General features: G+C 55.6%; 17 protein-coding genes. 10 read left to right on the top strand and 7 right to left on the bottom strand.

Translation table 11 applies throughout. From position 1 onward, the window contains the following. Positions 1-3 precede the first annotated feature (3 nt). Positions 4-246, bottom strand: a complete 243-nt coding sequence (locus tag AC2TAD_RS13625; protein WP_480868290.1) for a hypothetical protein — start codon at positions 244-246, stop codon at positions 4-6. A gap of 1,071 nt (positions 247-1,317) precedes the next feature. Between AC2TAD_RS13625 and AC2TAD_RS13620 the strand changes: the two genes are divergently transcribed. The 4 genes from AC2TAD_RS13620 (at position 1,318) to AC2TAD_RS13605 (ending at position 5,878) form a co-directional block, all read left to right on the top strand. Further along, complete coding sequence (locus AC2TAD_RS13620) at positions 1,318-2,523, top strand: YcaO-like family protein (protein WP_170754025.1); 1,206 nt, start codon at positions 1,318-1,320, stop codon at positions 2,521-2,523. Further along, a complete protein-coding gene (locus tag AC2TAD_RS13615) occupies positions 2,520-3,833 on the top strand; it encodes a TfuA-like protein (protein ID WP_480868288.1) in 1,314 nt (437 codons plus the stop codon). The genes AC2TAD_RS13620 and AC2TAD_RS13615 overlap by 4 nt, the downstream gene beginning before the upstream one ends. Positions 3,834-3,864: 31 nt before the next feature. Further along, complete coding sequence (locus AC2TAD_RS13610) at positions 3,865-5,166, top strand: gluzincin family metallopeptidase (RefSeq protein ID WP_480868287.1); 1,302 nt, start codon at positions 3,865-3,867, stop codon at positions 5,164-5,166. A gap of 139 nt (positions 5,167-5,305) precedes the next feature. Beyond that, on the top strand, positions 5,306-5,878 hold the full coding sequence (locus AC2TAD_RS13605) for a pentapeptide repeat-containing protein (protein ID WP_170355087.1): 573 nt from the start codon (positions 5,306-5,308) through the stop codon (positions 5,876-5,878). A gap of 54 nt (positions 5,879-5,932) precedes the next feature. Here AC2TAD_RS13605 and AC2TAD_RS13600 read toward each other — a convergent pair whose 3' ends face one another. From AC2TAD_RS13600 to AC2TAD_RS13575, 6 genes are all read right to left on the bottom strand, one after another. Beyond that, complete coding sequence (locus AC2TAD_RS13600; RefSeq protein WP_209196227.1) at positions 5,933-7,678, bottom strand: adenylate/guanylate cyclase domain-containing protein; 1,746 nt, start codon at positions 7,676-7,678, stop codon at positions 5,933-5,935. Between the two features lie 110 nt (positions 7,679-7,788). Then, positions 7,789-8,493: a GNAT family N-acetyltransferase gene (locus tag AC2TAD_RS13595; RefSeq protein WP_480868284.1), complete on the bottom strand. Its 705-nt coding sequence runs from the start codon at positions 8,491-8,493 to the stop codon at positions 7,789-7,791. A gap of 143 nt (positions 8,494-8,636) precedes the next feature. Beyond that, the gene (locus tag AC2TAD_RS13590) at positions 8,637-9,581 is read right to left on the bottom strand and encodes an ABC transporter substrate-binding protein (protein WP_170355084.1); all 945 of its coding nucleotides are present in this window, start codon (positions 9,579-9,581) and stop codon (positions 8,637-8,639) included. Between the two features lie 41 nt (positions 9,582-9,622). Then, the gene (locus tag AC2TAD_RS13585) at positions 9,623-10,630 is read right to left on the bottom strand and encodes an ABC transporter permease (protein ID WP_170355083.1); all 1,008 of its coding nucleotides are present in this window, start codon (positions 10,628-10,630) and stop codon (positions 9,623-9,625) included. Then, positions 10,627-12,153 carry a sugar ABC transporter ATP-binding protein gene (locus AC2TAD_RS13580; protein WP_480552888.1) on the bottom strand — a complete coding sequence of 509 codons (1,527 nt, stop codon included), beginning with the start codon at positions 12,151-12,153 and terminating at the stop codon, positions 10,627-10,629. The genes AC2TAD_RS13585 and AC2TAD_RS13580 overlap by 4 nt, the downstream gene beginning before the upstream one ends. A 39-nt stretch (positions 12,154-12,192) precedes the next feature. Beyond that, the gene (locus tag AC2TAD_RS13575) at positions 12,193-13,746 is read right to left on the bottom strand and encodes a UxaA family hydrolase (protein WP_480868283.1); all 1,554 of its coding nucleotides are present in this window, start codon (positions 13,744-13,746) and stop codon (positions 12,193-12,195) included. Between the two features lie 84 nt (positions 13,747-13,830). Here AC2TAD_RS13575 and AC2TAD_RS13570 point away from each other — a divergent pair, with 84 nt between their 5' ends. From AC2TAD_RS13570 to AC2TAD_RS13545, 6 genes are read left to right on the top strand one after another with little or no spacing between them, the layout of a single operon-like run. Then, positions 13,831-14,568, top strand: coding sequence for a GntR family transcriptional regulator (locus tag AC2TAD_RS13570; RefSeq protein ID WP_480868282.1), 738 nt, complete (start codon positions 13,831-13,833; stop codon positions 14,566-14,568). Beyond that, positions 14,565-15,617, top strand: coding sequence for an aldo/keto reductase (locus tag AC2TAD_RS13565; protein ID WP_480868280.1), 1,053 nt, complete (start codon positions 14,565-14,567; stop codon positions 15,615-15,617). Before AC2TAD_RS13570 ends, AC2TAD_RS13565 begins: the two co-directional genes overlap by 4 nt. Next, positions 15,607-16,035, top strand: coding sequence for an RbsD/FucU family protein (locus AC2TAD_RS13560; protein WP_480868278.1), 429 nt, complete (start codon positions 15,607-15,609; stop codon positions 16,033-16,035). Before AC2TAD_RS13565 ends, AC2TAD_RS13560 begins: the two co-directional genes overlap by 11 nt. Then, a complete protein-coding gene (locus AC2TAD_RS13555) occupies positions 16,032-16,862 on the top strand; it encodes an amidohydrolase family protein (protein ID WP_480868276.1) in 831 nt (276 codons plus the stop codon). Before AC2TAD_RS13560 ends, AC2TAD_RS13555 begins: the two co-directional genes overlap by 4 nt. Position 16,863: 1 nt before the next feature. Continuing rightward, the gene (locus AC2TAD_RS13550; RefSeq protein WP_480482694.1) at positions 16,864-17,976 is read left to right on the top strand and encodes a fumarylacetoacetate hydrolase family protein; all 1,113 of its coding nucleotides are present in this window, start codon (positions 16,864-16,866) and stop codon (positions 17,974-17,976) included. 13 nt (positions 17,977-17,989) lie between these two features. Then, positions 17,990-19,492, top strand: a complete 1,503-nt coding sequence (locus AC2TAD_RS13545) for an aldehyde dehydrogenase (NADP(+)) (protein WP_480868274.1) — start codon at positions 17,990-17,992, stop codon at positions 19,490-19,492. Positions 19,493-19,679 lie beyond the last annotated feature (187 nt).

Below are 19,679 nucleotides of genomic sequence, written 5' to 3'. Positions count from 1 at the left end.
TTTTTATAGTTTTGGCCCCCGCTGTGGCCCCGCCTTTTCACACGCTAGGGGCTGAAAAACGGCGTCGATTTCTTCCACGTAATAGAGCGGCCGGGCGCCGGCATGCGCGAAATGCGCCTTTACGAGATTCGCTTTAACCATCTCATGGAATTTGCGTCTGCCGAATGGCCAGCGGGTTGACCTAATGGCTTGAATGCCTGTCACGAACTTAGCTTCGTCTGTGATTATCGGTGTCTGAATCGTCATCCTTCCCCTCCTGTGTTGACTAGGGCGGCATCCATCGCCTTAGCGGCTCAAATGGTGGAGGGGCAGGGCGAATGAAGGACTTTGCCGAAGTTGTTGCCTCCTGGCCCACAGAGCTGGCAAAACTGGACCGCAGGGATCGCGCCATGATGACTACAAGGGCCTGTTTTGTGCTTGGTGATACCGAAAATTGGCTAAGGTCTCAGAACGTCCTTGCGCGCCTGTTGTCCGAAGAAGATTTGGCAGGATTGGCTTACATTTGCCTCAGATCGTTACCCACTGAGACCGCGTATAACGTAGCAGAGAGAGCCAACGGACACCACAGCGACTGGTTCCGCCATTGGACCTCAAGGTGCGTCAGAAGCGCTGAGTATCACGCTTCTATGGGCAGCTGGTGCCTCTGATACAGAGCTAAAGGCCGCAGCAATGGTTGCTGTAAAAAATGGCTCCAATATCTCGTGGCGGCTTTGTGGGCTGGCTTAGAAAGAAGGGGCTGCTATGAACGCAAAGCACCAGATTTTGAACATGGCCGAAAGGTTGGCAACAACCAATGCTCAGGGTGTCGAGCGAGCTTTGGTAAAGAAAATGCTCGTCGGTTTGAGACGGGTTTTACCTGTTGCGGACAGGCAGCAATTCCACGGCAGGGCCGATATCAACTACTCCTGCGACTTTGTCGGGCGGGACAAGCGGTTACCGATTCCGATGACCTTGACCTGGAAAAAGTGGCCCGCCATTGGGGCCGTACGATGAGCCAGAAACTCGCTCATATCAAATCGACCCGAACTGTCCCATTGGCGCTGACATCAGACAGACACTCACATAGACTGAGCTCTGTTTGGGCCCATCCTCGTTTCAGTTGCTTTGAGCAAGGTAGGGTATTTGTGGCGACCCTAGTTTAGGACGTGTTCGCTTCCTCTCGCCAGATAGGCTTAATGATAGTTATGTTAAAAATCGTGACAACTCTGCTTGGCTCTACGTGTTACTGTTGACCGCTGATCTTTGATCAACCATCGTGTTTCATATTGATTTCAACATCATGTTAAACACCTGATTGGTTTGTTCTGGGTTCGTCTCATGTCCTTAAACTCACAGAAAAAATACATTTTGGACACGCATCGGGCGCGTGACCCTGAACAAACGCTCAGCTTGGTCAAGCCACACCTGAAGGCGATGGGTATTACGCGAGTGGCCAACCTGACAGGTCTGGATCGAATAGGCTTGCCGACGGTTATGGTGACGCGACCAAACTCTCGGTCGGTTGCAGTGTCTTTAGGAAAAGGCTTGTCGCTTAGCGCGGCCCGGGCTTCAGGCGTCATGGAGGCGATCGAGTCCTGGCATGCAGAACAGATTCAACTTCCGCAACAGTTGGCCCGTTACAATGATCTGATCCGGCGGGCCTTTATTATTGACATTGACGCCCTGCCCCGTGTGGCCGGAGGGCGTTTCGATCCAGATCAAGCTATTATGTGGGTTCAGGGCCATGAACTGAATACACAGTTAGACTGTTGGGTTCCTTTAGAGATGGTAGACACGGATTACACCAGTGCCCCAGTTGGAGGGCATTGCGCTTTTCCAAGAACCACCAATGGGCTGGCGTCTGGAAATACGGTGACCGAAGCAAGTTGCCATGCAATCTGTGAAGTGATTGAGAGAGACGCGACAACCCTCTGGCATCATATGGTAAATCCACATCGGATAGATGTCAGGACAATTGAAGACGACCGATGCCAACAGGCTCTGAACATGATCTCACATGCGGGGTTGGAGATTGGTCTTTGGGACACGACGTCTGATGTTGGCATCGCTTGTTTTCGCTGTGTGATCTGCGAACCAGAAGGTAAGACCGGCCATATTGGCATCGGAGATGGGTGTCACCCGGATCGTGCGATTGCACTTTTGCGCGCGGTGACCGAAGCTGCGCAGACACGTCTGACCTATATCTCTGGGGCACGGGATGATTTGGATCCGTCAGAGTTTACTGATCAGGCAAAAATTGATCGGAGCGCTTTTGTACAGAACCTGATCAAAGAAACCTCTCCGCTGCAGGATTTTTCAGAGTGCGCCACCTACTCAACCGATTCATTTGACGAAGATATAGAGTTGTTACTGAACCGTTTGCGCGAGGTTGGACTTGCTCAAACAGTAGTCGTCAATCTGTCTCGCTCAGAATTGGATATTTCGGTTGTCAGGGCGATTATTCCCGGTCTTGAGGCCCCGCATGATGACCCCGATTATGTTCCGGGGCGCCGTGCGAACGCTGTTGGCGGTGCCCAGGCATGAGTGTCGTTGTATTTGTCGGCCCCACTCTGCCCCATGAAAGGATAGCAGAGTATTTGGAGGCCACGATACTCCCTCCGGTTCGGCAGGGGGATGTTTATCGGGCCGCGCGCGACCGACCAAATGCTATCGGGATTATCGACGGATATTTCGAAGGGGTGCCGTCGGTTTGGCACAAGGAAATTCTTTGGGCTATGGAGCAGGGTATACCAGTCTTCGGAAGCGCCAGTATGGGTGCGCTCAGGGCTGCAGAGCTGTCGGACATGGGAATGATCGGTGTCGGGCAGATTTTCGAAGACTACCGCGCGGATGTTTTGCAGGACGATGATGAAGTTGCCGTCCTGCATGGACCAGCAGAGCTTGGATATCCTGCGCTTAGTGTCCCGATGGTGTCGGTGCGTGCGACGGTGGCAAAGGCGGTGGCCGACGGGCTGGTGTCTTTGGCGAATGCTGATGAAATGCTAGGCGTGGCAAAAAGCATTCATTACCAGCAAAGAAGCTGGGAAAGTATCTGCCAGGCCCTCAGTCATCTTAAGGGTATCGCTGACTTCCAAGCTTGGGTGCAAACCGGGCAGGTCGATGCGAAGGCTCAGGACGCTTTTGCAATGCTTCGAAAGATGGCCGAACACTTGGCCAGATCTACCCCATCATTAGAAAACCCAATTCGAATGGAAAGGACGCTGGTTTGGAAGGGGTTGCGCGCCCGGGTTGATGGAGAAACAACCAACGGTCACGCGGTGTTGGATGAATTGCGTCTGAACCCTCAGCTTTTTTCCAGATTGCGCGAACGCGCCGCGCTAAGCCTATTGGCGCAGGAAGCGGATGTGCGTACTGGAAACTCGCTAGACCGAGACGCGGTCATGCACCAAATGTCGCTCCACCGGGCCAGCGTGGGTCTGCCACGTCATTCCGATTTAATGCGGTGGCTCGATGACAACGATCTAAGTCTTGATAGTTACGAGGCCATGCTGATCGATAATACTCGAATTGAAGGGGCGATTGCCGATAGAAAAAACCGGATTGAGGTTCAGCTCATTTCTGAACTATGCCGTGCCGGCCGTTATGCCGAGTTTCGCGACCGGGCAAAAGAAAAGGCAGCCTTATCCCTCTCGACCAGCCAAATGGCGAACGCCGAAAGGTTGTCGATGGTGTTGTGGTATTTTGAAACAATACTTGACCGGGACATACCGGATGATTTTGACTCATACGCAGTTTCATTGGGACTTCCCGATCGGGATGCCTTGTTCGATTTGATAGAAGCCGAGTTTTTATTTTGCCATAGGACCGATAGCTCGTCGCCTTCTGACGCGTGACGGACCAGCGAACCAAGCGGGAGGGCGCATTATGAACTTACCCGAAGAAACGGAGAATGAGGAACCAGGCACTCGGTTTTTGCTTTTTCCACAGTCGCCTTTTCTCGAACCTGACGCAGAATTGGAACTGGTCGAGATATCTGCACCACAAGGCAGCATCGGTCCCGGACCTTCTGGTCCGCGTATGTACACGGTGAATCCGGTTGGTAAAACGACACCCTATGGTGCCATTGTTCCAGGTCCCAACGGACCGGGCATGTACCTACCCCCGTGGGATGGCTATATACAACCGCCCGCAATGCCAGATGAACTGGGAAATTTCATCCATATCGACCCATCCGATCCGTCCTTCGAAGCGGCGCATCTTTTCGGTTCCGCTCATTTCACCATGGATGTGTGGCAAGGCTATTTCGACCGCCCCATCCCGTGGCATTTCGCGCGTGATTTCGACCGTTTGGAACTGTCTTTATTACCCAGCCTAGACAATGCTCATATTGGGTGGGGCTTTCTGGAAACCGGTGGAACATATGAGCACGGTAACGAATACCGACCCTACAGTCTGAATTTCGATGTCGTGGCGCATGAAATTGGTCACGCCATAATTTATAGCGTGATTGGAATGCCAGCCGATGGCGACGCTTCGGGCGAGTATTACGGGTTTCATGAATCCGCTGCCGATCTGGTCGCGCTGTTGGCGTCTTTGCATTTTGGATCAGTTGTTGAAAAGCTGTTGGAAAACACTCGGGGCAATCTCTACACATTCAACCGATTGAATCGATTTGCAGAATTGTCCGAAAACGCGCAAATCAGAACGGCGGCTAATAACAGATCCCTTTCGGAATTTTCCTCGGGTTGGTCCAGCGAACATGCCCTTTCTGAGCCGTTGACCGGAGCAATGTTCGACATTTTCGTCGACATTTATCACGAACGCCTTTTGCTACACGGTCTGATTTCACCTGAGGAAGAGGATCTGTCGGACCAATTGGAAGACTCGCCCGATTACAGCGCTGTCATGCAAAACGTTTTTGACAAGCGATACGCGGAAAACCCCGAGGGTTTCCGCGTTGCCCTACTTGAGGCGCGCGACTACTTGGGGACCTATTTAGCTGATACCTGGAGCCTATTGGATGCTGATACCCTCAGTTATTTTGGGGTCGAAAAAGCACTAGTTACTGTGGATCAAGAAATTACCGGCGGCGCATTCCGGCAAATAATCGAGGGTAATTTTCGGATGCGCGATATTGGTTTGACGACGGCAGGTCCGCGCTTGCCGAACCCAGACGAAGACAGTCATGCCAATTCGGTTCGAACTTTGGTGCCGGATACAGAGTGAGTAAGTTCTTTTTTTTCAATTCAAATTATGGCATTTAGGAATAGGATGATTTTTTGGATTTGTTGGCCCGTCGATAATTTGGGTCGTGGTGGAGGGCGAGGTGGTTGGTGCATCTCGACCGCAATTGGGAGATGAGTTTATGGCGGAGACATTACTCAGTTTTTCAGAAGTGTTGATTTACGGAAGAGTATTAGAAGACTTAAGCTATACAGCAAAGTCGAACAACGGCCAGGGCAACAACAAGCATCTGGAAAAGCAATTGGGCGATGAAGGAAACAACAAAGCACAATTCGCAAAAATTTATGGGTTTGCTTACGAAGGCACATATTATGACCTTCCCGAACCTGTGATTTTTCTAGTGCATGGTGACGGTAAGGAAGTTGCAAAAGCAAACGTTCCAGACGACAACGCATCACGGGCCCCGAAAAACCCGTCTATTGGTGGGGTTGCAGCCGCAGACTATCAGGTTGCTGATGACATACGTGTTTGGAACTACGACAAGTCCGATCAGACCATGCGCATGGATGTGATGGCTGGCCAGTTCGAGCAAGTCCTACTGGATATCTATTTCGGCTTCGATAGCCCGGCGATCAGTGGCGCAAAGGTATCTGGAGCCAAAGTGAGCGGGGCTAAGGTAAGCGGTGCCAAAGTATCAGGCGCAAAGGTTAGCGGCGCCAAAGTAAGTGGGGCCAAAGTCCGGGGCGGCGACTGAGGGTCGCTTACGATCAATGTAACGAGGGCGCGCTCGTCGCGCCCTTTTTCTTATTCAGAACCCAGCCTTTTTCAATCCTTCGACAAAATGCTGGGTATCGTCTTCCAAACGGTCGGGCATAACCTTGGCCCACCGTTGCAAAGAAAAATTTGGATGCGCTTCTCGGTGTTTGTCAGCAATCAACCGGGCCATCTCCATATTGCCCAACTGGGCGTGACTCGCTGCAAGCATTCGTTGACCTTCGGTTGGGTTGTTCATTTTGTTGACTGTTTCGATAACATCCTCGTAGCGGCGAAGGTTGTAATATGCCCCGCCAAGGTGCCACAGATACTGATCCGGGAAATACGGGTTCAGCCGCATTGCTTGTTGCAGATGGGTGATTGCTGTTTCGTTGTCGCCCGAATGCGCCAGCGCGTCGGCATAGTCCGAATGCATATCTGCATCATTTGGGTTCAGCGCCAAGGCGCGCTGGTATGACTGGATCGATGCATCGTGATCTTTGCGATACAGGTGGACATAACCCAGTTCGCCAAACCCACGCGCGTCAGTCGGGTCGAGCTCGATAGCACGTTGCGCAAATCTCAGAGCCTGATCCAACGCGGTGCTTGGGTCTTCGGTCCAGGAATACCGCCAGTCTATATTCAGTGTGCGCGACAGCGCTGCGGCCGCGCGGGCATACCCTTCGTCGCGTTCCAGTGCCGATTGATAGAAGCTTTGCGCCTTGCGATTGTCGTTTCGCGTGTACTTGAAGATGTGATGCTGCCCCTGAAGAACCGAGCTGTACGCTTCGAGGTCGGATGGCATCGCCTGGATCATTCGCTGCTTTTCATGGGACTCGATCATCACGGCGGTCGCTGCGACGATGCACTCGGTCACCTCGTCCAATATGTCGAAAATATCGTCGATTCTGCGGTCGAACCGTTCCGCCCAAATCGTCCGTTCGGTGGTGGCGTCCACCAGTTCCGCCGAAATGCGAATTCGACTGGCCGACCGGCGGACGCTACCCCGCGCGATGTAGCGTACATTCAATCGCTGGGCGGCCTCTTTTGGAGGCATCGATTGTGCCTTGAAAAAGAAAGAGGAGTTTCGCGCGATTATGAAAAGGTTCCTGAACTTTGACAGATTCATGATGATGTCGTCGGTCATGCCTTCGGCAATCCAACTGTCGGATTCATCTCCGCCTTGGCTGCCGAAGGGAAGCACCGCAACGGACGGAGTGTCCGGTCGTTCCAGAACCTGACTCGTGGGCGTTTCCGGGCGCATGGTGCCGGCCATTGTCGCGCCTGCAACTTCGCTGCGCACACAATAGGTCGAGACAGGATTGAGTATGTTTTTTAACTGCTTGGGGCCCAGGAATTCGTAGCCGTACCGCAGCCTGTTGCAGACTTGGTCATAGACTGCAGAGCTGACGTAAACACGCTCGGGTTCTGCAATTTCCTGCAACCGCGCCGCGATATTGACATTGTCGCCGTGAATGCCGCGATCATCGATCAGAATTTCACCGAGATGAACGCCTGCGCGGAATTTGATTCGCTGATCATCTGTTCGAGTTTCGTTGTGTTGGCTTGCGATCCGATGCAGTTCGATGCCAAATTCAACTGCGCTTGTGGCCGTTTCAAATAAGGCAAGCAGCCCATCTCCACGTACTTCGACGACCCGCCCCTGATATTTTGCACAACATGTTTCAAGATGAGATAGTAACGATTTCAGAGCGTTATATGTGTCCAGCTCATTCTCGCTCATCAAGCGGGAATAGCCGACCACGTCGGCGAACAAAACAGCACCGAGCTTTTGCGTCATTGAAAAATTCGGACTAGAGGTATTCACAGGCAATACTCGTTTAGTTGGTGCCAAATAGGCACCCGTTTCAACATATAGCAATTTTTAGTTTTTTCGACTGTCGGCTGTTTCTACCTTTCGCTGCCTGTTGCCAACCTGGGTGGCCATGACCAGTTTGATGAGGCCGATGCTCCCATTTCCACGACAGTATCCGTGGATAATTCCGAGGCGAGAACTTCTCTGTGCTGCATCCAGTCGTCCTTTAGGATGCCCACAACAATCATGTCGTGGAACTCTCCATCCGCAAACCAAGCTTGCCGCATTGTACCTTCGACCTGGCAGCCAATTCTACTGACAAGGTCACGGCTGCTGTGGTTGTCGGCGCGGTAATATGAAGTCAAGCGATTCAGGCCGAGTTGTCGGAACGCAAAGTCAACGATCATCGCGGTTGCTCGGATTCCAACTCCGTGTCGACGTGCGGACTTGTGTACAAACATTGCAACGACCGCGTCGCGATTGATATTTGAAATCCCCTCTAGACCAGCCATGCCCAAGGCTTCTTCTTCCTCGGACTCAACAATGAACCAGCATTTGCAGCCGGAACTTTCAGATGTGAAGGCATCTTTCCAACTGTCTTCAGTCTGGAGGCGGTTTTGGGGAATGCGGGATGTTCGATCAAACAGAGCGAGGTCTTCAATGTTTTGGAACCAAGGCGCGACGGTTTCTACATCAGCCCTTTCCAAAGGTCGAAGCCGAAACAGATTTTTCGATTTATCGGACACAGAAGTAATAACCTTTAACGTATAAAAACAACTATATCGGGAACAGTAGCACATTCCTTGCGCAATTTCTAAGTTTCATTGCGAAACTGGCAGCGATCGCCAGATCGATTCTTTAGTTTAAACTGCGTTTTGAAAATCCAAACGAAATCCGGCCCGCCAAATTGGCGGGCCGGAAAAGTCACCGTGAGTGGGTGGTTTTAGTCGTACAGAACGGCCGAGATCTTCGGGTCGTCCATGTTCGACGCGTCGTAATAGTAGAAACCGGTGTCAATCAGGGCCGGGACTTCTTCACCATTCAGCGCGGAGACCGCCGCTTTTACAGTCTCGTAACCGATGCCGACGGGATTTTGCGTGATCGCGCCAGCCATCAGGCCGCTTTTGATCGCATCCTTTTGCGCTTTGCCGCTGTCATAGCCAATGATGACCAGACCTTCGGTTCCCAGTTCCTGAACACCATTCACAACGCCAATGGCCGAACCTTCGTTGGTGCCAAAGATACCGTCCAGATCAGGGTTGGCCGTCAGGATCGCTTTGGTAACTTCAGTCGACTTCAGGTGGTCGCCTTGACCGTATTGAACGGTGACAACTTCGATATCGGGATATTTTTCTTCGATACGGTTCACAAAGCCATCACGGCGGTCGATACCGGTCCGGCTGGTTTGGTCGTGTGCTACAACGGCGACTTTGCCTTTGCCGCCGATTTTCTCAGCCATTTTGTCGGCAGCCAGCCCGGCCGCAGCAAGATTGTCGGTGGTAGCTGTTGAAAGCGGGATGTCGCTGTCAACACCGCTGTCGAACGCGATGATCGGGATACCCTTGTCATTCGCCTGACGCAGCAGCGGGATAGCCGCCTGGCTGTCCAGTGCAGCAAAGCCGATGGCTTTGGGGTTGTTGGCCAGTGCAGCGGCCAGCATGTCGATCTGACGGTCCACCATGGTTTCGTTATCGGGGCCTTCAAAAGTAATTGTGACGTTGTATTCGTCTGCCGCCTGCTCGGCCCCGGATTTCACGGCCTGCCAGAACTGGTGCTGGAAACCTTTGGATACCAGCGGGATATAGATTTCCTCTGCAGTGGCCATCGAGGCCGGGGCTGCAAGGGTGGCAGCGCTCAGCGCCCCCAGAATGAAACGACGTGAAAACATGTTTTTCTCCTCCACAGTTGGTCGTTTGTTATTTGGTTTCTTCAGCCGGACTTTTTGCGCCGCGCCATGTCGGCATAGACCGCCAGAATGATGATTGCGCCGGTGACAACGGTTTGCCATTCCTGCGCCACGGACAGCACGCGCAGGCCGTTGGTCAGGACCGCCATGATCAGTGCGCCGATCAGCGTGCCTAGAATGGTACCGCGTCCACCCGAAAGCGACGTGCCGCCGATCACCACGGCCGCGATGGCCTCAAGCTCGTATCCCAGACCCAGCGCAGGCTGCGCCGAGTTCAGGCGCGAGGCAATCAAGATGCCGCCGATGCCGCAGATTGCGCCCGCCAGAGCGTAAATGCGCATCTTCCAAGCGTCGGTGTTCACACCGGACAAGCGAACTGCTTCTTCGTTCGAACCCAAGGCAAAGGTGTAGCGGCCAAGAACCGTGCGGCTCAGGATGTACGACGCTGCAATCGCCACCAGGAACAGGATCAGCACGCCGTTCGGGATGGGCAGAGCCGGGAAGATCTCTCCGATCAGCGACCCGCGTGAGATCTGGTCAAAGCCCGGCGTGTCGTTGAAATAGATCGGCCGCGTACCCGAGATGACCAGCGAAAGGCCTTTCAGGATCAGCATCATGCCAAGCGTGGCGATGAAAGGCGGGATCTTCATTTTGGCAACGAAAGTGCCCGAGCAAAGCCCACAGAACGCGCCCGCCGCGATGGCTGCCGCCACGCCCAGCAGCAGGGGCATCCCCAGATAGGTCAGCACCACGCCTGCAATTACGGCGCAGAAGGTCATCAGCGTGCCCACCGACAGGTCGATCCCGCCGGTGATGATCACCAGCGTTGCCGCCACTGCCAGCACCCCGTTGACCGAGGTTGCCTGCAAAATGGCGATCATGTTCGAGGTCTGCATGAAGTTTGGCGACGCGATCGAGAAGCCGATCAGCAGCGCGATCAAACTGGCGAATGCCAGTAGTTTTTGATACGCGCCGCTGTCGGACAGTCCCGCGAGTGGTTTCTTCTTTTCAACGTCTGTTGCCGTGGTCATTGTGGTGCCCCCGTTACCTGCATCGCCGCCGCACGTTGGGTGGCCAGATGCATGATGTCTTCCTGAGTGGTGTCTTTTCCGCCGGGCAGAATGCCGGTCAGTCGGCCTTCGCACATCACAGCGATGCGATGGCTCAGGCGCATGATCTCGGGTAGTTCCGACGAGATCACGATGATAGTCTTGCCCTGCTCTGCGAGTTCTTCGAGCAGCTTGTAAATCTCGGACTTCGCACCGATGTCGATGCCCCGCGTGGGTTCGTCAAAGATCAGGATATCGCAATCGCGCAGCAGCCATTTTGCAATCACAACCTTTTGCTGATTGCCTCCTGACAGCAGTCGGACCTCTTGCACGTCCGAGGGCGTGCGAATGCCCAGCTGCGCGATATATCCCTTGGCCGTGGTGCTGATTTCACCGTCATTCAACACTCCTCCGGTGCCGGTGAACAGATCCATCGAAGCCAACGCGATATTGTCGCGCACGTTCATGCCGGTGGCCAGCCCGAAATGTTTGCGGTCCTCGGACAGATAGCCGATGCCCGCAGTCACGGCATCCTTGGGCGACTTGATCGAAACCTCTTGGCCATGAACGCGGATTGTTCCGCTGTCCTTCACATCCGCGCCGAAGATCGCGCGCGCAACCTCGGTCCGACCGGCCCCCATAAGGCCCGCGAACCCAAGAATCTCGCCCTTCTGGACCGAGAAGCTGACATCCTTGATCTCTTTGCCGCGATTTAGACCGGACACCTCAAGCGAAACTTCGGCGTCGCCAAGATCGGGCACGTCCAGAGGTTTCTCGTTCACTTCACGCCCCACCATCATGGCGATGATCTGGCTGATTGGTGTCTCAGCCGCGCCTACGGTGCCCACATATTCGCCATCGCGCATCACGGTGACGCGGTCGGCGATCTGCTTAAGCTCGTCCATTTTGTGACTGATATAGACGATGCCCACGCCCTCGGCCTTGAGGCGGCGAATGATCACGAACAGCTCGGCTATCTCGGCATCGTTCAGGGCCGCTGTGGGTTCGTCCATGATAAGAACCTTGGACCGGAAAGACAGCGCCTTGGCAATCTCGACCATCTGCTGTTTCGCAATGGTCAGGCTGCCTACCAATGTCTTTGGATCCAGCGACAGGTTCATCGAGGCGAAAATCTCGGCCGTCTGTGCGTTTAGCGCGGCCTCGTCCAGTCTACCAAAGCTCTTGCGGGGCTCTCGACCGATAAAGATGTTCTGCGCTACGGTCAGGTCATTCATCAGGCTCAGTTCCTGATGGATGATACCGATGCCCAGATCCTGCGCTTCGCCGGGCGTGCTCGGGCTGACCGACTTGCCTTCGATCACCAGATCACCACCGTCGCGCTGATAAATCCCCGACAGGATCTTCATCAGCGTGCTTTTCCCGGCACCGTTCTCGCCCATAAGTGCGTGAACCTCGCCCGAAAACAGATCGAACTGCACTGTTTTCAGCGCGTGCACGCCGGGGAAATACTTTTCGATCCCCGTCATGTCGACCAGTTTTGTCATGTTCCCTCCCATGCTACCCTCATCCCCCAGGGTGCGTAATTACATTACCGCGCCGATCTGCCAGGGGACAAACTCGACCCCCCCAAATCCAAGCTCTTCGCTTTTAGTTTTCTCGCCTGAGGCAACGCGGATCAGAATTTCGAACAATTCCTCTCCTTTCGCCTCGATGCTGACACCATCGGTGACGATGTCACCGCAGTTCAGGTCCATATCGTCGGCCATCCGTGCGTACATCTCAGAGTTCGTTGCCAGCTTGACGCAAGGCGTCGGCTGATAGCCTGAGACCGAACCCCGTCCGGTGGTGAACACGATCAGGTTTGCGCCTGAGGCCACCTGCCCCGTCACCGAACACGGGTCGAAACCTGGGCTGTCCATGAAGACAAAGCCCTTCTTGTCCACGATCTCGCCAAACTTATAGACGTCCCGCATCGGAGCGGTGCCGCCTTTGGCAACCGCGCCCAGAGATTTCTCGAGGATGGTTGTCAGTCCACCGCGCTTGTTGCCGGGGCTTGGATTGTTGTCCATCTCGCCGCCGTTGCGTTCGGTGTAGTCTTCCCACCACTGGATGCGCTCGATCAGCTTGGCGCCAACTTCGGGCGTTTCGGCGCGGCGAGTCAAAAGATGCTCGGCGCCGTATACTTCGGACGTTTCCGACAGGATTGTCGTTCCGCCGTGACGCACCAGCAGGTCGGATGCATATCCCAATGCAGGGTTTGCAGTGATGCCCGAATACCCGTCTGAGCCTCCGCATTGCATTCCTACCGTAATTTCGCTGATTGGCGCGGGTTCGCGTGTTACTTGATTGGCAAGTTCGGCAATACCCTTGATCTCGGCCAAGCCCCGGTCAATCGTGCGCCGCGTGCCGCCTTCGTTTTGAATAGTCATATAGCGCAGAGCACCATCGGGGCGGATCGGACGACCCCCCACCAGATCGGCCACCTGCATGACTTCGCATCCCAAACCGATCAGAAGAATACCCGCGAAGTTCGGATGCTGTGCATAGCCCGCAAGAGTGCGGAACAAGGTCGCGTACCCTTCATCCTTACCGGACATTCCGCAGCCTGTGCCGTGCACAATCGGGACCACGCCGTCTACATTGGGAAACTCGTCAAGCATTCCGGATTTCTCGGCTGCCTCGGCGATGAACCGTGCAACCGAGCCCGAGCAGTTCACCGTGGTCAGAATCCCGATGTAATTCCGTGTTCCCACTCTGCCATCCGCGCGGTGGTAGCCCATAAATGTGCGCTCTTCCGCAATTGCGGGTAACGCGGAGTTTGCAGATGCGTAGGCATAGTCCTGTTGATGCGCGCCCATGCCCAGGTTGTGGACGTGAATATGTTCTCCCGGCTCAATATCCGATTTCGCCTGACCAATGATCTGACCATAGCGAATCACGTTCTGCCCTTTGGAAATTGGCGCAACCGCGATTTTGTGGCCTCGCGAAATCTGAGAGACCAGCGGAACCGGCACGTCATTGGGCTGCTCGCCTGCTTGCAATTCACGCAGTGCGATAACGACATTGTCATCGGGGCTCAGCTTCACCGTATCGCGAGTCGGGGGCGTGAAAGCCTTTATTTCTTGATCTGCTTGCATCGTTTTCCTGCTTGCTTGCCAGTGATTGCTAAACTGCGATCACATACTTGTCAACTAACATGTTAGTATGCTAGATCAACTTTCATGAATAAGCCACAAGATATCGACGCGACGCTTTTGCGTGACATTTCATCGACCGAAGGTTCGTTGGCCAACCGAGTTTATTTGTCTATCAAACGCGCAATCCTGTCTCTGGACTTTGCGCCCGGAGCGAACCTCAGGAAAGCGCCGATATGCGAACGGCTTGGCGTGTCGCGCGCGCCGGTTGCCGAAGCCATCGCGCGACTGGATGCAGAAGGGTTGGTGGACGTCGTCCCGCAATCCGGAACCCGAGTTTCTTATTTTTCGATGTCAGAGATACGCGAGGGCATGTTTCTGCGCGAAGCGTTAGAATTGGCGACAATTGCCAAAGTCGCCCGCGACCTAACCGAGGATCAGCGCCGCAGGTTAAGCCGCAATATGCGTTTGCAAGAGCTTCTGGTCGAGGATGAGGATATCACGGGCTTTTATCAGGCGGATGAGGAATTTCATGCTCTGCTGATGGATTTCACGGGTTTCCACCGTTTGGCAAATGTTGCACAGACCGTTTCCCTTCAGGTTAGCCGCGCACGTATGCTGCTGCTGCCGACGCCAGGCCGGATCGTTGAAACGCTTGATGAACACCGGTCGATATTCAACGCAATACTAGAGCGCGATGAAGACATGGCGCAGCAGGCCATGCGCCGCCATATGGGCCAGCTCATGCCTCGGATCGAAGTTTTGCGTCAGGAAAAACCCCACCTTTTCAACTTATCGCTCCAAACCGAACGAGAGGCAGGATGACCGCTTCAACTACAGAATTACTGAACAACCGCACGGCGCGCCCTGTACCATTGACCCGTATGGGTTTCGGTGGCGCACCATTGGGGAACCTCTATCGTAAGGTTTCCGACGAAGACGCCCAGGCGGCCCTGCAGGCGGCCTTTGATGCGGGTATCCGCTTTTTTGATACAGCACCGCAATACGGGCTTGGACGCTCCGAGCATCGTTTTGGCGAAGCAATCGCCCGCTTTGGACGCGAAAATATCCAGCTGTCGACCAAGATCGGGCGACTTCTGCTGGATTGTGAACCGCATGAAGTGACCCCCGAGGCATTTGTTGACGTGCCGCAAAAGCGGATCGTGTTTGACTATACCTATGACGGAGTGATGCGTTCCTACGAGGCCAGTCGCGAACGGATCGGGGTGGCCAACGCGGATATTCTGCTGATCCATGACGTCTGCGTTTTCAGCCAGGGCAGTCAGGAGCTGTCCGATGCCAAGGTGCGCGAGCTGTTTGACGGCGGCGGCTACAAAGCGCTGGTAGAGCTGCGTGACGCCGGTGAAATCGCAGCCATCGGAGCGGGCGTGAACGAATGGCAGGTTTGCGAAAAACTACTTGGTCTTGGCGATTTCGATGGCTTCCTGTTGGCGGGGCGCTACACCCTGTTGGAACAAGAGGCGCTGGACAGCTTTTTGCCGCTTTGTGAAAAGCGTGACGTAGGAATTATCCTGGGCGGTCCCTACAATTCGGGGATTCTGGCAACCGGTGCAGTGCCGGGCGCAAAGTACAACTATGATGATGCACCAGAAGAGATTTTGCGGCGCGTCCGCAACATCGAAGCTGTATGTCAGGCGCACAAGACACCTCTGATCGCGGCGGCATTACAGTTCGTGTTGGGGCATCCGTCCGTCAAAACTGTGATCCCGGGCGCGGTAAACGCCGCCGAGGTGCAGGCCAATGTCGCGTTGCTGGATCGCGAGATTCCTGCCGGCCTTTGGTCCGACCTGCGCGGCGAAGGACTTATCCGGCCTGATGCCCCGCTTCCTTCGGAGGCCGCCGATGCTGCGTGACATCGACCCGATCCTGTCTCCCGAATTGCTGCACACCTTGCGTGCGATGGGCCATGGCGATGGAATCGTGATCGCGGACGCCAATTTTCCGGGAACGAGTACAGGACCGCTCTGCATTCGGGCCGACGGATCGTCGGCCAGTGAGATCCTGCGCGCAGTTTTGTCGGTGATGCCACTGGACAATTTTGTGCCGGACCCAGCACTGACGATGCAGGTGGTCGGAGACGCCGATGCTGTGCCAGAGGCGGTCGCGGATTTTCAGCAGATCATCAATGAAACGGCAGACAACCCGGCTGTGGTGCAGGGTCTTGAACGCTTCGCGTTCTATGATCGCGCCGCAACAGCTTTTGCCGTTGTTCAGACAGGTGAGCGCAGGTTGTATGGCAACATCATCCTGAAAAAGGGTGTGATTGGATGAAGATCGACGCGCACCAGCATTTCTGGGCTTTGGCTCGGGGCGATTATGGTTGGCTCACTTCGGAACTGGCCGCGATTTATCGGGACTTTGGTCCGTCAGACCTAGCCCCTTTGATCGAAGCGGCCGGTATCGAGGGGACCGTTCTTGTACAGGCGGCGCCGACTGTGGCCGAGACGGAATATATGTTGTCTCTGGCTGACCACACGCCTTTTATCAAAGGGGTAGTCGGGTGGGTCGACTTCGAAGCGGAGGACGCGGCCGATCAGATCAAGGCGCTGTCCGCGCATCCGGCGCTTGTCGGTTTGCGGCCGATGATTCAGGACATAGCTGATCCCATTTGGATGTTGGACGACGCATTGTCTGCTGCGTTTTTTGCCATTCAGAAGAACGACCTGACATTTGACGCTCTGACTTTGCCCCAACATCTGGCCCCTCTGCGTCAGTTGCTGGCGCGCCATCCCGAGATGCGCGTGGTCATCGACCACGGCTCCAAGCCTTTGATACGCGATGGTGTGATCGACGGATGGGCTCAGGATATGGCGACCTTGGCGCAGGAAACCTCGGCATATTGCAAATTGTCCGGCCTTGTGACCGAAGCAGCTGCGGATTGGAGCACTGACGACTTGCGCCCGTATGTCCAGCACCTCTTGGACACGTTCGGCCCGGAACGCCTGATCTGGGGCAGCGACTGGCCAGTTTGTACCTTGGCAAGCACATATCAGCGCTGGTTGGACACCACCGACACACTTCTGAGCGATCTCTCGGAAAACGAACGCAATGCGGTTCTGGGCGGTAATGCCGCCCGTGCCTATAACCTCAGGGACTGAAATGACTTCTCCTAAACTGGATTCAGACGGGCTGTGGCTCGGGCGTGTTGAACGCCCCGGTGTTGGCCCTGCTGTCGTAACCCTGCGCGATGGTCAGGTTGTCGACATCACCTCGAAAACTGCACCGACCGTGCGCGACATCCTCGAAATGGACGATGCCGCGGGGTACGTGCGCTCGGCTTCGGGCGAGACGCTCGGGCCGCTAGATGGGGAACATCAATGGCTGGCGCCTTGTGACCTGCAGGCGGTGAAAGCCTGTGGTGTCACGTTCGCCGGCTCTATGGTTGAACGTGTCATCGAAGAGCAGGCAGCCGGCGACCCGGCCAAGGCCGAAGCCATCCGCAAGCGCATTGGTGCCCGTATTGGTGACAGCCTGTCCAATATCGTGCCCGGTTCGGAAGATGCGGCACAGGTAAAGGCGGCGCTTATCTCGGAAGGTCTGTGGAGCCAGTATCTGGAAGTTGGCATCGGGCCAGACGCCGAAGTGTTTTCCAAGGCGCAGGTACTGTCCTCGGTTGGATTCGGTGCGGATGTTGGGCTCCACCCAATTTCGACGTGGAACAACCCCGAGCCCGAAGTCGTGCTGGCTGTGACGTCCAAGGGTGAAATCAAGGGGGCGACGCTGGGCAATGATGTGAACTTGCGCGACGTTGAGGGGCGCTCAGCCTTGCTGCTGAGCAAAGCCAAGGACAACAACGCCTCTTGCGCCATCGGACCCATGATCCGCCTGTTCGACGACAACTTTGATCTGGACGACGTGCGCAATGCCGAATTGACCCTGACTGTTACCGGCCCTGATGGGTTTGTGCTGAACGGAAATTCGTCGATGTCCCAAATCAGCCGTGATCCCGCGGATCTGGTGAAGCAAACCGTCGGGCGTCATCACCAATATCCGGACGGGTTCATGCTGTTCCTCGGAACGCTTTTCGCTCCGACGCAGGATCGAGACACTCCGGGTGGCGGGTTCACTCACAAGATCGGTGACGCTGTCACGATTGCAAACGACCAACTGGGCGCTCTGACCAATACGGTGCGCCTGTCGACGGAATGCCCGGAATGGACGTTCGGGGCGTCTCATCTGATGCGAAACCTGGCCCAACGCGGGCTGATTTAAGGAAAATTTGAACATGTTGACCGGAAAACACCTGATCGCGGGCGAATGGGTCGCGACCGACGCTTCTTTTACCTCGGAACCGGCGCACGGGCCCAGCCACGACTTTTGCGTGGGCACGCCTGCGTTGGTCGATGCAGCCGTCGAAGCCGCTGAAGAGGCATTTGCCAGCTTTGGTTGGTCTTCGCGTGCGGATCGCGCCGCGTTGCTGCGCAAAATCGCTGATGAGATCGACGCCCGCGGCGATGCCATCACCGAAATCGGAACGCAAGAAACCGGCCTGCCCGAGGCGCGTCTGCAGGGTGAGCGTGGCCGCACCGTCGGCCAGCTGCGCCTGTTCGCAGATCATATCGAAAAGGGCGACTATCTGGACCTGCGCCACGACCCGGCTATGCCGGACCGCGCTCCCCTGCCCCGCCCCGATCTTAAGATGATCCAACGCCCGCTGGGCCCCGTCGCCGTGTTCGGCGCATCGAATTTCCCGCTGGCGTTCTCGGTCGCGGGTGGGGATACCGCTGCGGCGCTGGCCGCAGGTTGTCCGGTGGTGGTCAAGGGCCATTCGGCGCACCCCGGCACGGGTGAGATCGTGGCGCAGGCCATTGATGCCGCGATCAAGGCGACCGGTGTGCATCCGGGTGTGTTCTCGCTGGTTCAAGGCGGTAAGCGCGATGTGGGCACTCGTTTGGTGCAGCACCCTCTAATCCGGGCCGTGGGCTTTACCGGCAGCCTTGGCGGTGGTCGTGCCCTCTTCGACCTGTGCGCGCAACGCGATGAGCCGATCCCTTTCTTTGGTGAGCTGGGCTCGGTCAATCCGATGTTCATCCTGCCTCAGGCCGCCGCTGCGCGCGGGGCCGAGATCGGGACGGGTTGGTCGGGTTCACTGACCATGGGTGCGGGGCAGTTCTGCACCAATCCGGGTATTGCCGTTGTGATCGATGGGCCGGATGCAGATGCGTTCCAGTCGGCGGCCGAAACCGGCCTGTCCGCTGTTGCCAACCAGACCATGCTGACCGACGGGATTGCCGCCGGGTATCGCGATGGCGTATCGCGCGTTGCGTCCGGCACCGGCGTGACTCAGATCATTGGCACCAGTTGCGAAACCCGCGACGCGGCACCCTATCTGTTTACCGTCTCGGGCGACGATTGGCTGGCCGACCACAAGCTGCAGGAAGAGGTCTTTGGCCCTCTGGGTATAGTTGTACGTGTTCGCGATGCCGACCAGATGCTGCAGGTGGCGCGCGCCATCGAAGGTCAGTTGACTTGTACCCTGCATTTGGACGCGGGTGATACGGCCGACGCACAGGCGTTGCTGCCGTTGCTAGAGCGTAAAGCAGGGCGTCTGCTGGCCAACAGCTTCCCTACCGGGGTCGAGGTGTGTGATACCATGGTGCATGGTGGCCCCTACCCCGCGTCGACCAATTTTGGTGCAACTTCTGTGGGCACTCTGTCGATCCGTCGCTTCCTGCGTCCGGTCTGCTATCAGGATATTCCTGTCGCGCTTTTGCCCGAGCAGATGTAACCGAAGGCAAGTCCGCCCGCTCCCATTTATGATGTATGTGGCAACCCATCTTTCGGGTGCCGCGGTCATCGGGGGCGGGTAATCACAGTTTAAAAGGATGGTGGAATGAAACTGCTGCGCTATGGGCCTGTTGGTCAAGAAAAGCCGGGACTGATGGACGGAAACGGGGCGATCCGTGATTTGTCGG

It is taken from the genome of Ruegeria sp. HKCCD7628 (assembly GCF_057221005.1).
This window is presented reverse-complemented; position numbering and strand designations above follow the sequence as displayed.

Coding starts and splice junctions, on each gene's coding strand:
- AC2TAD_RS13625 (WP_480868290.1), bottom strand. CDS start 246: ATGACGATTCAGACACCGATAATCACAGACGAAGCTAAGTTCGTGACA.
- AC2TAD_RS13620 (WP_170754025.1), top strand. CDS start 1,318: ATGTCCTTAAACTCACAGAAAAAATACATTTTGGACACGCATCGGGCG.
- AC2TAD_RS13615 (WP_480868288.1), top strand. CDS start 2,520: ATGAGTGTCGTTGTATTTGTCGGCCCCACTCTGCCCCATGAAAGGATA.
- AC2TAD_RS13610 (WP_480868287.1), top strand. CDS start 3,865: ATGAACTTACCCGAAGAAACGGAGAATGAGGAACCAGGCACTCGGTTT.
- AC2TAD_RS13605 (WP_170355087.1), top strand. CDS start 5,306: ATGGCGGAGACATTACTCAGTTTTTCAGAAGTGTTGATTTACGGAAGA.
- AC2TAD_RS13600 (WP_209196227.1), bottom strand. CDS start 7,678: ATGACGCAAAAGCTCGGTGCTGTTTTGTTCGCCGACGTGGTCGGCTAT.
- AC2TAD_RS13595 (WP_480868284.1), bottom strand. CDS start 8,493: ATGTGCTACTGTTCCCGATATAGTTGTTTTTATACGTTAAAGGTTATT.
- AC2TAD_RS13590 (WP_170355084.1), bottom strand. CDS start 9,581: ATGTTTTCACGTCGTTTCATTCTGGGGGCGCTGAGCGCTGCCACCCTT.
- AC2TAD_RS13585 (WP_170355083.1), bottom strand. CDS start 10,630: ATGACCACGGCAACAGACGTTGAAAAGAAGAAACCACTCGCGGGACTG.
- AC2TAD_RS13580 (WP_480552888.1), bottom strand. CDS start 12,153: ATGACAAAACTGGTCGACATGACGGGGATCGAAAAGTATTTCCCCGGC.
- AC2TAD_RS13575 (WP_480868283.1), bottom strand. CDS start 13,746: ATGCAAGCAGATCAAGAAATAAAGGCTTTCACGCCCCCGACTCGCGAT.
- AC2TAD_RS13570 (WP_480868282.1), top strand. CDS start 13,831: ATGAATAAGCCACAAGATATCGACGCGACGCTTTTGCGTGACATTTCA.
- AC2TAD_RS13565 (WP_480868280.1), top strand. CDS start 14,565: ATGACCGCTTCAACTACAGAATTACTGAACAACCGCACGGCGCGCCCT.
- AC2TAD_RS13560 (WP_480868278.1), top strand. CDS start 15,607: ATGCTGCGTGACATCGACCCGATCCTGTCTCCCGAATTGCTGCACACC.
- AC2TAD_RS13555 (WP_480868276.1), top strand. CDS start 16,032: ATGAAGATCGACGCGCACCAGCATTTCTGGGCTTTGGCTCGGGGCGAT.
- AC2TAD_RS13550 (WP_480482694.1), top strand. CDS start 16,864: ATGACTTCTCCTAAACTGGATTCAGACGGGCTGTGGCTCGGGCGTGTT.
- AC2TAD_RS13545 (WP_480868274.1), top strand. CDS start 17,990: ATGTTGACCGGAAAACACCTGATCGCGGGCGAATGGGTCGCGACCGAC.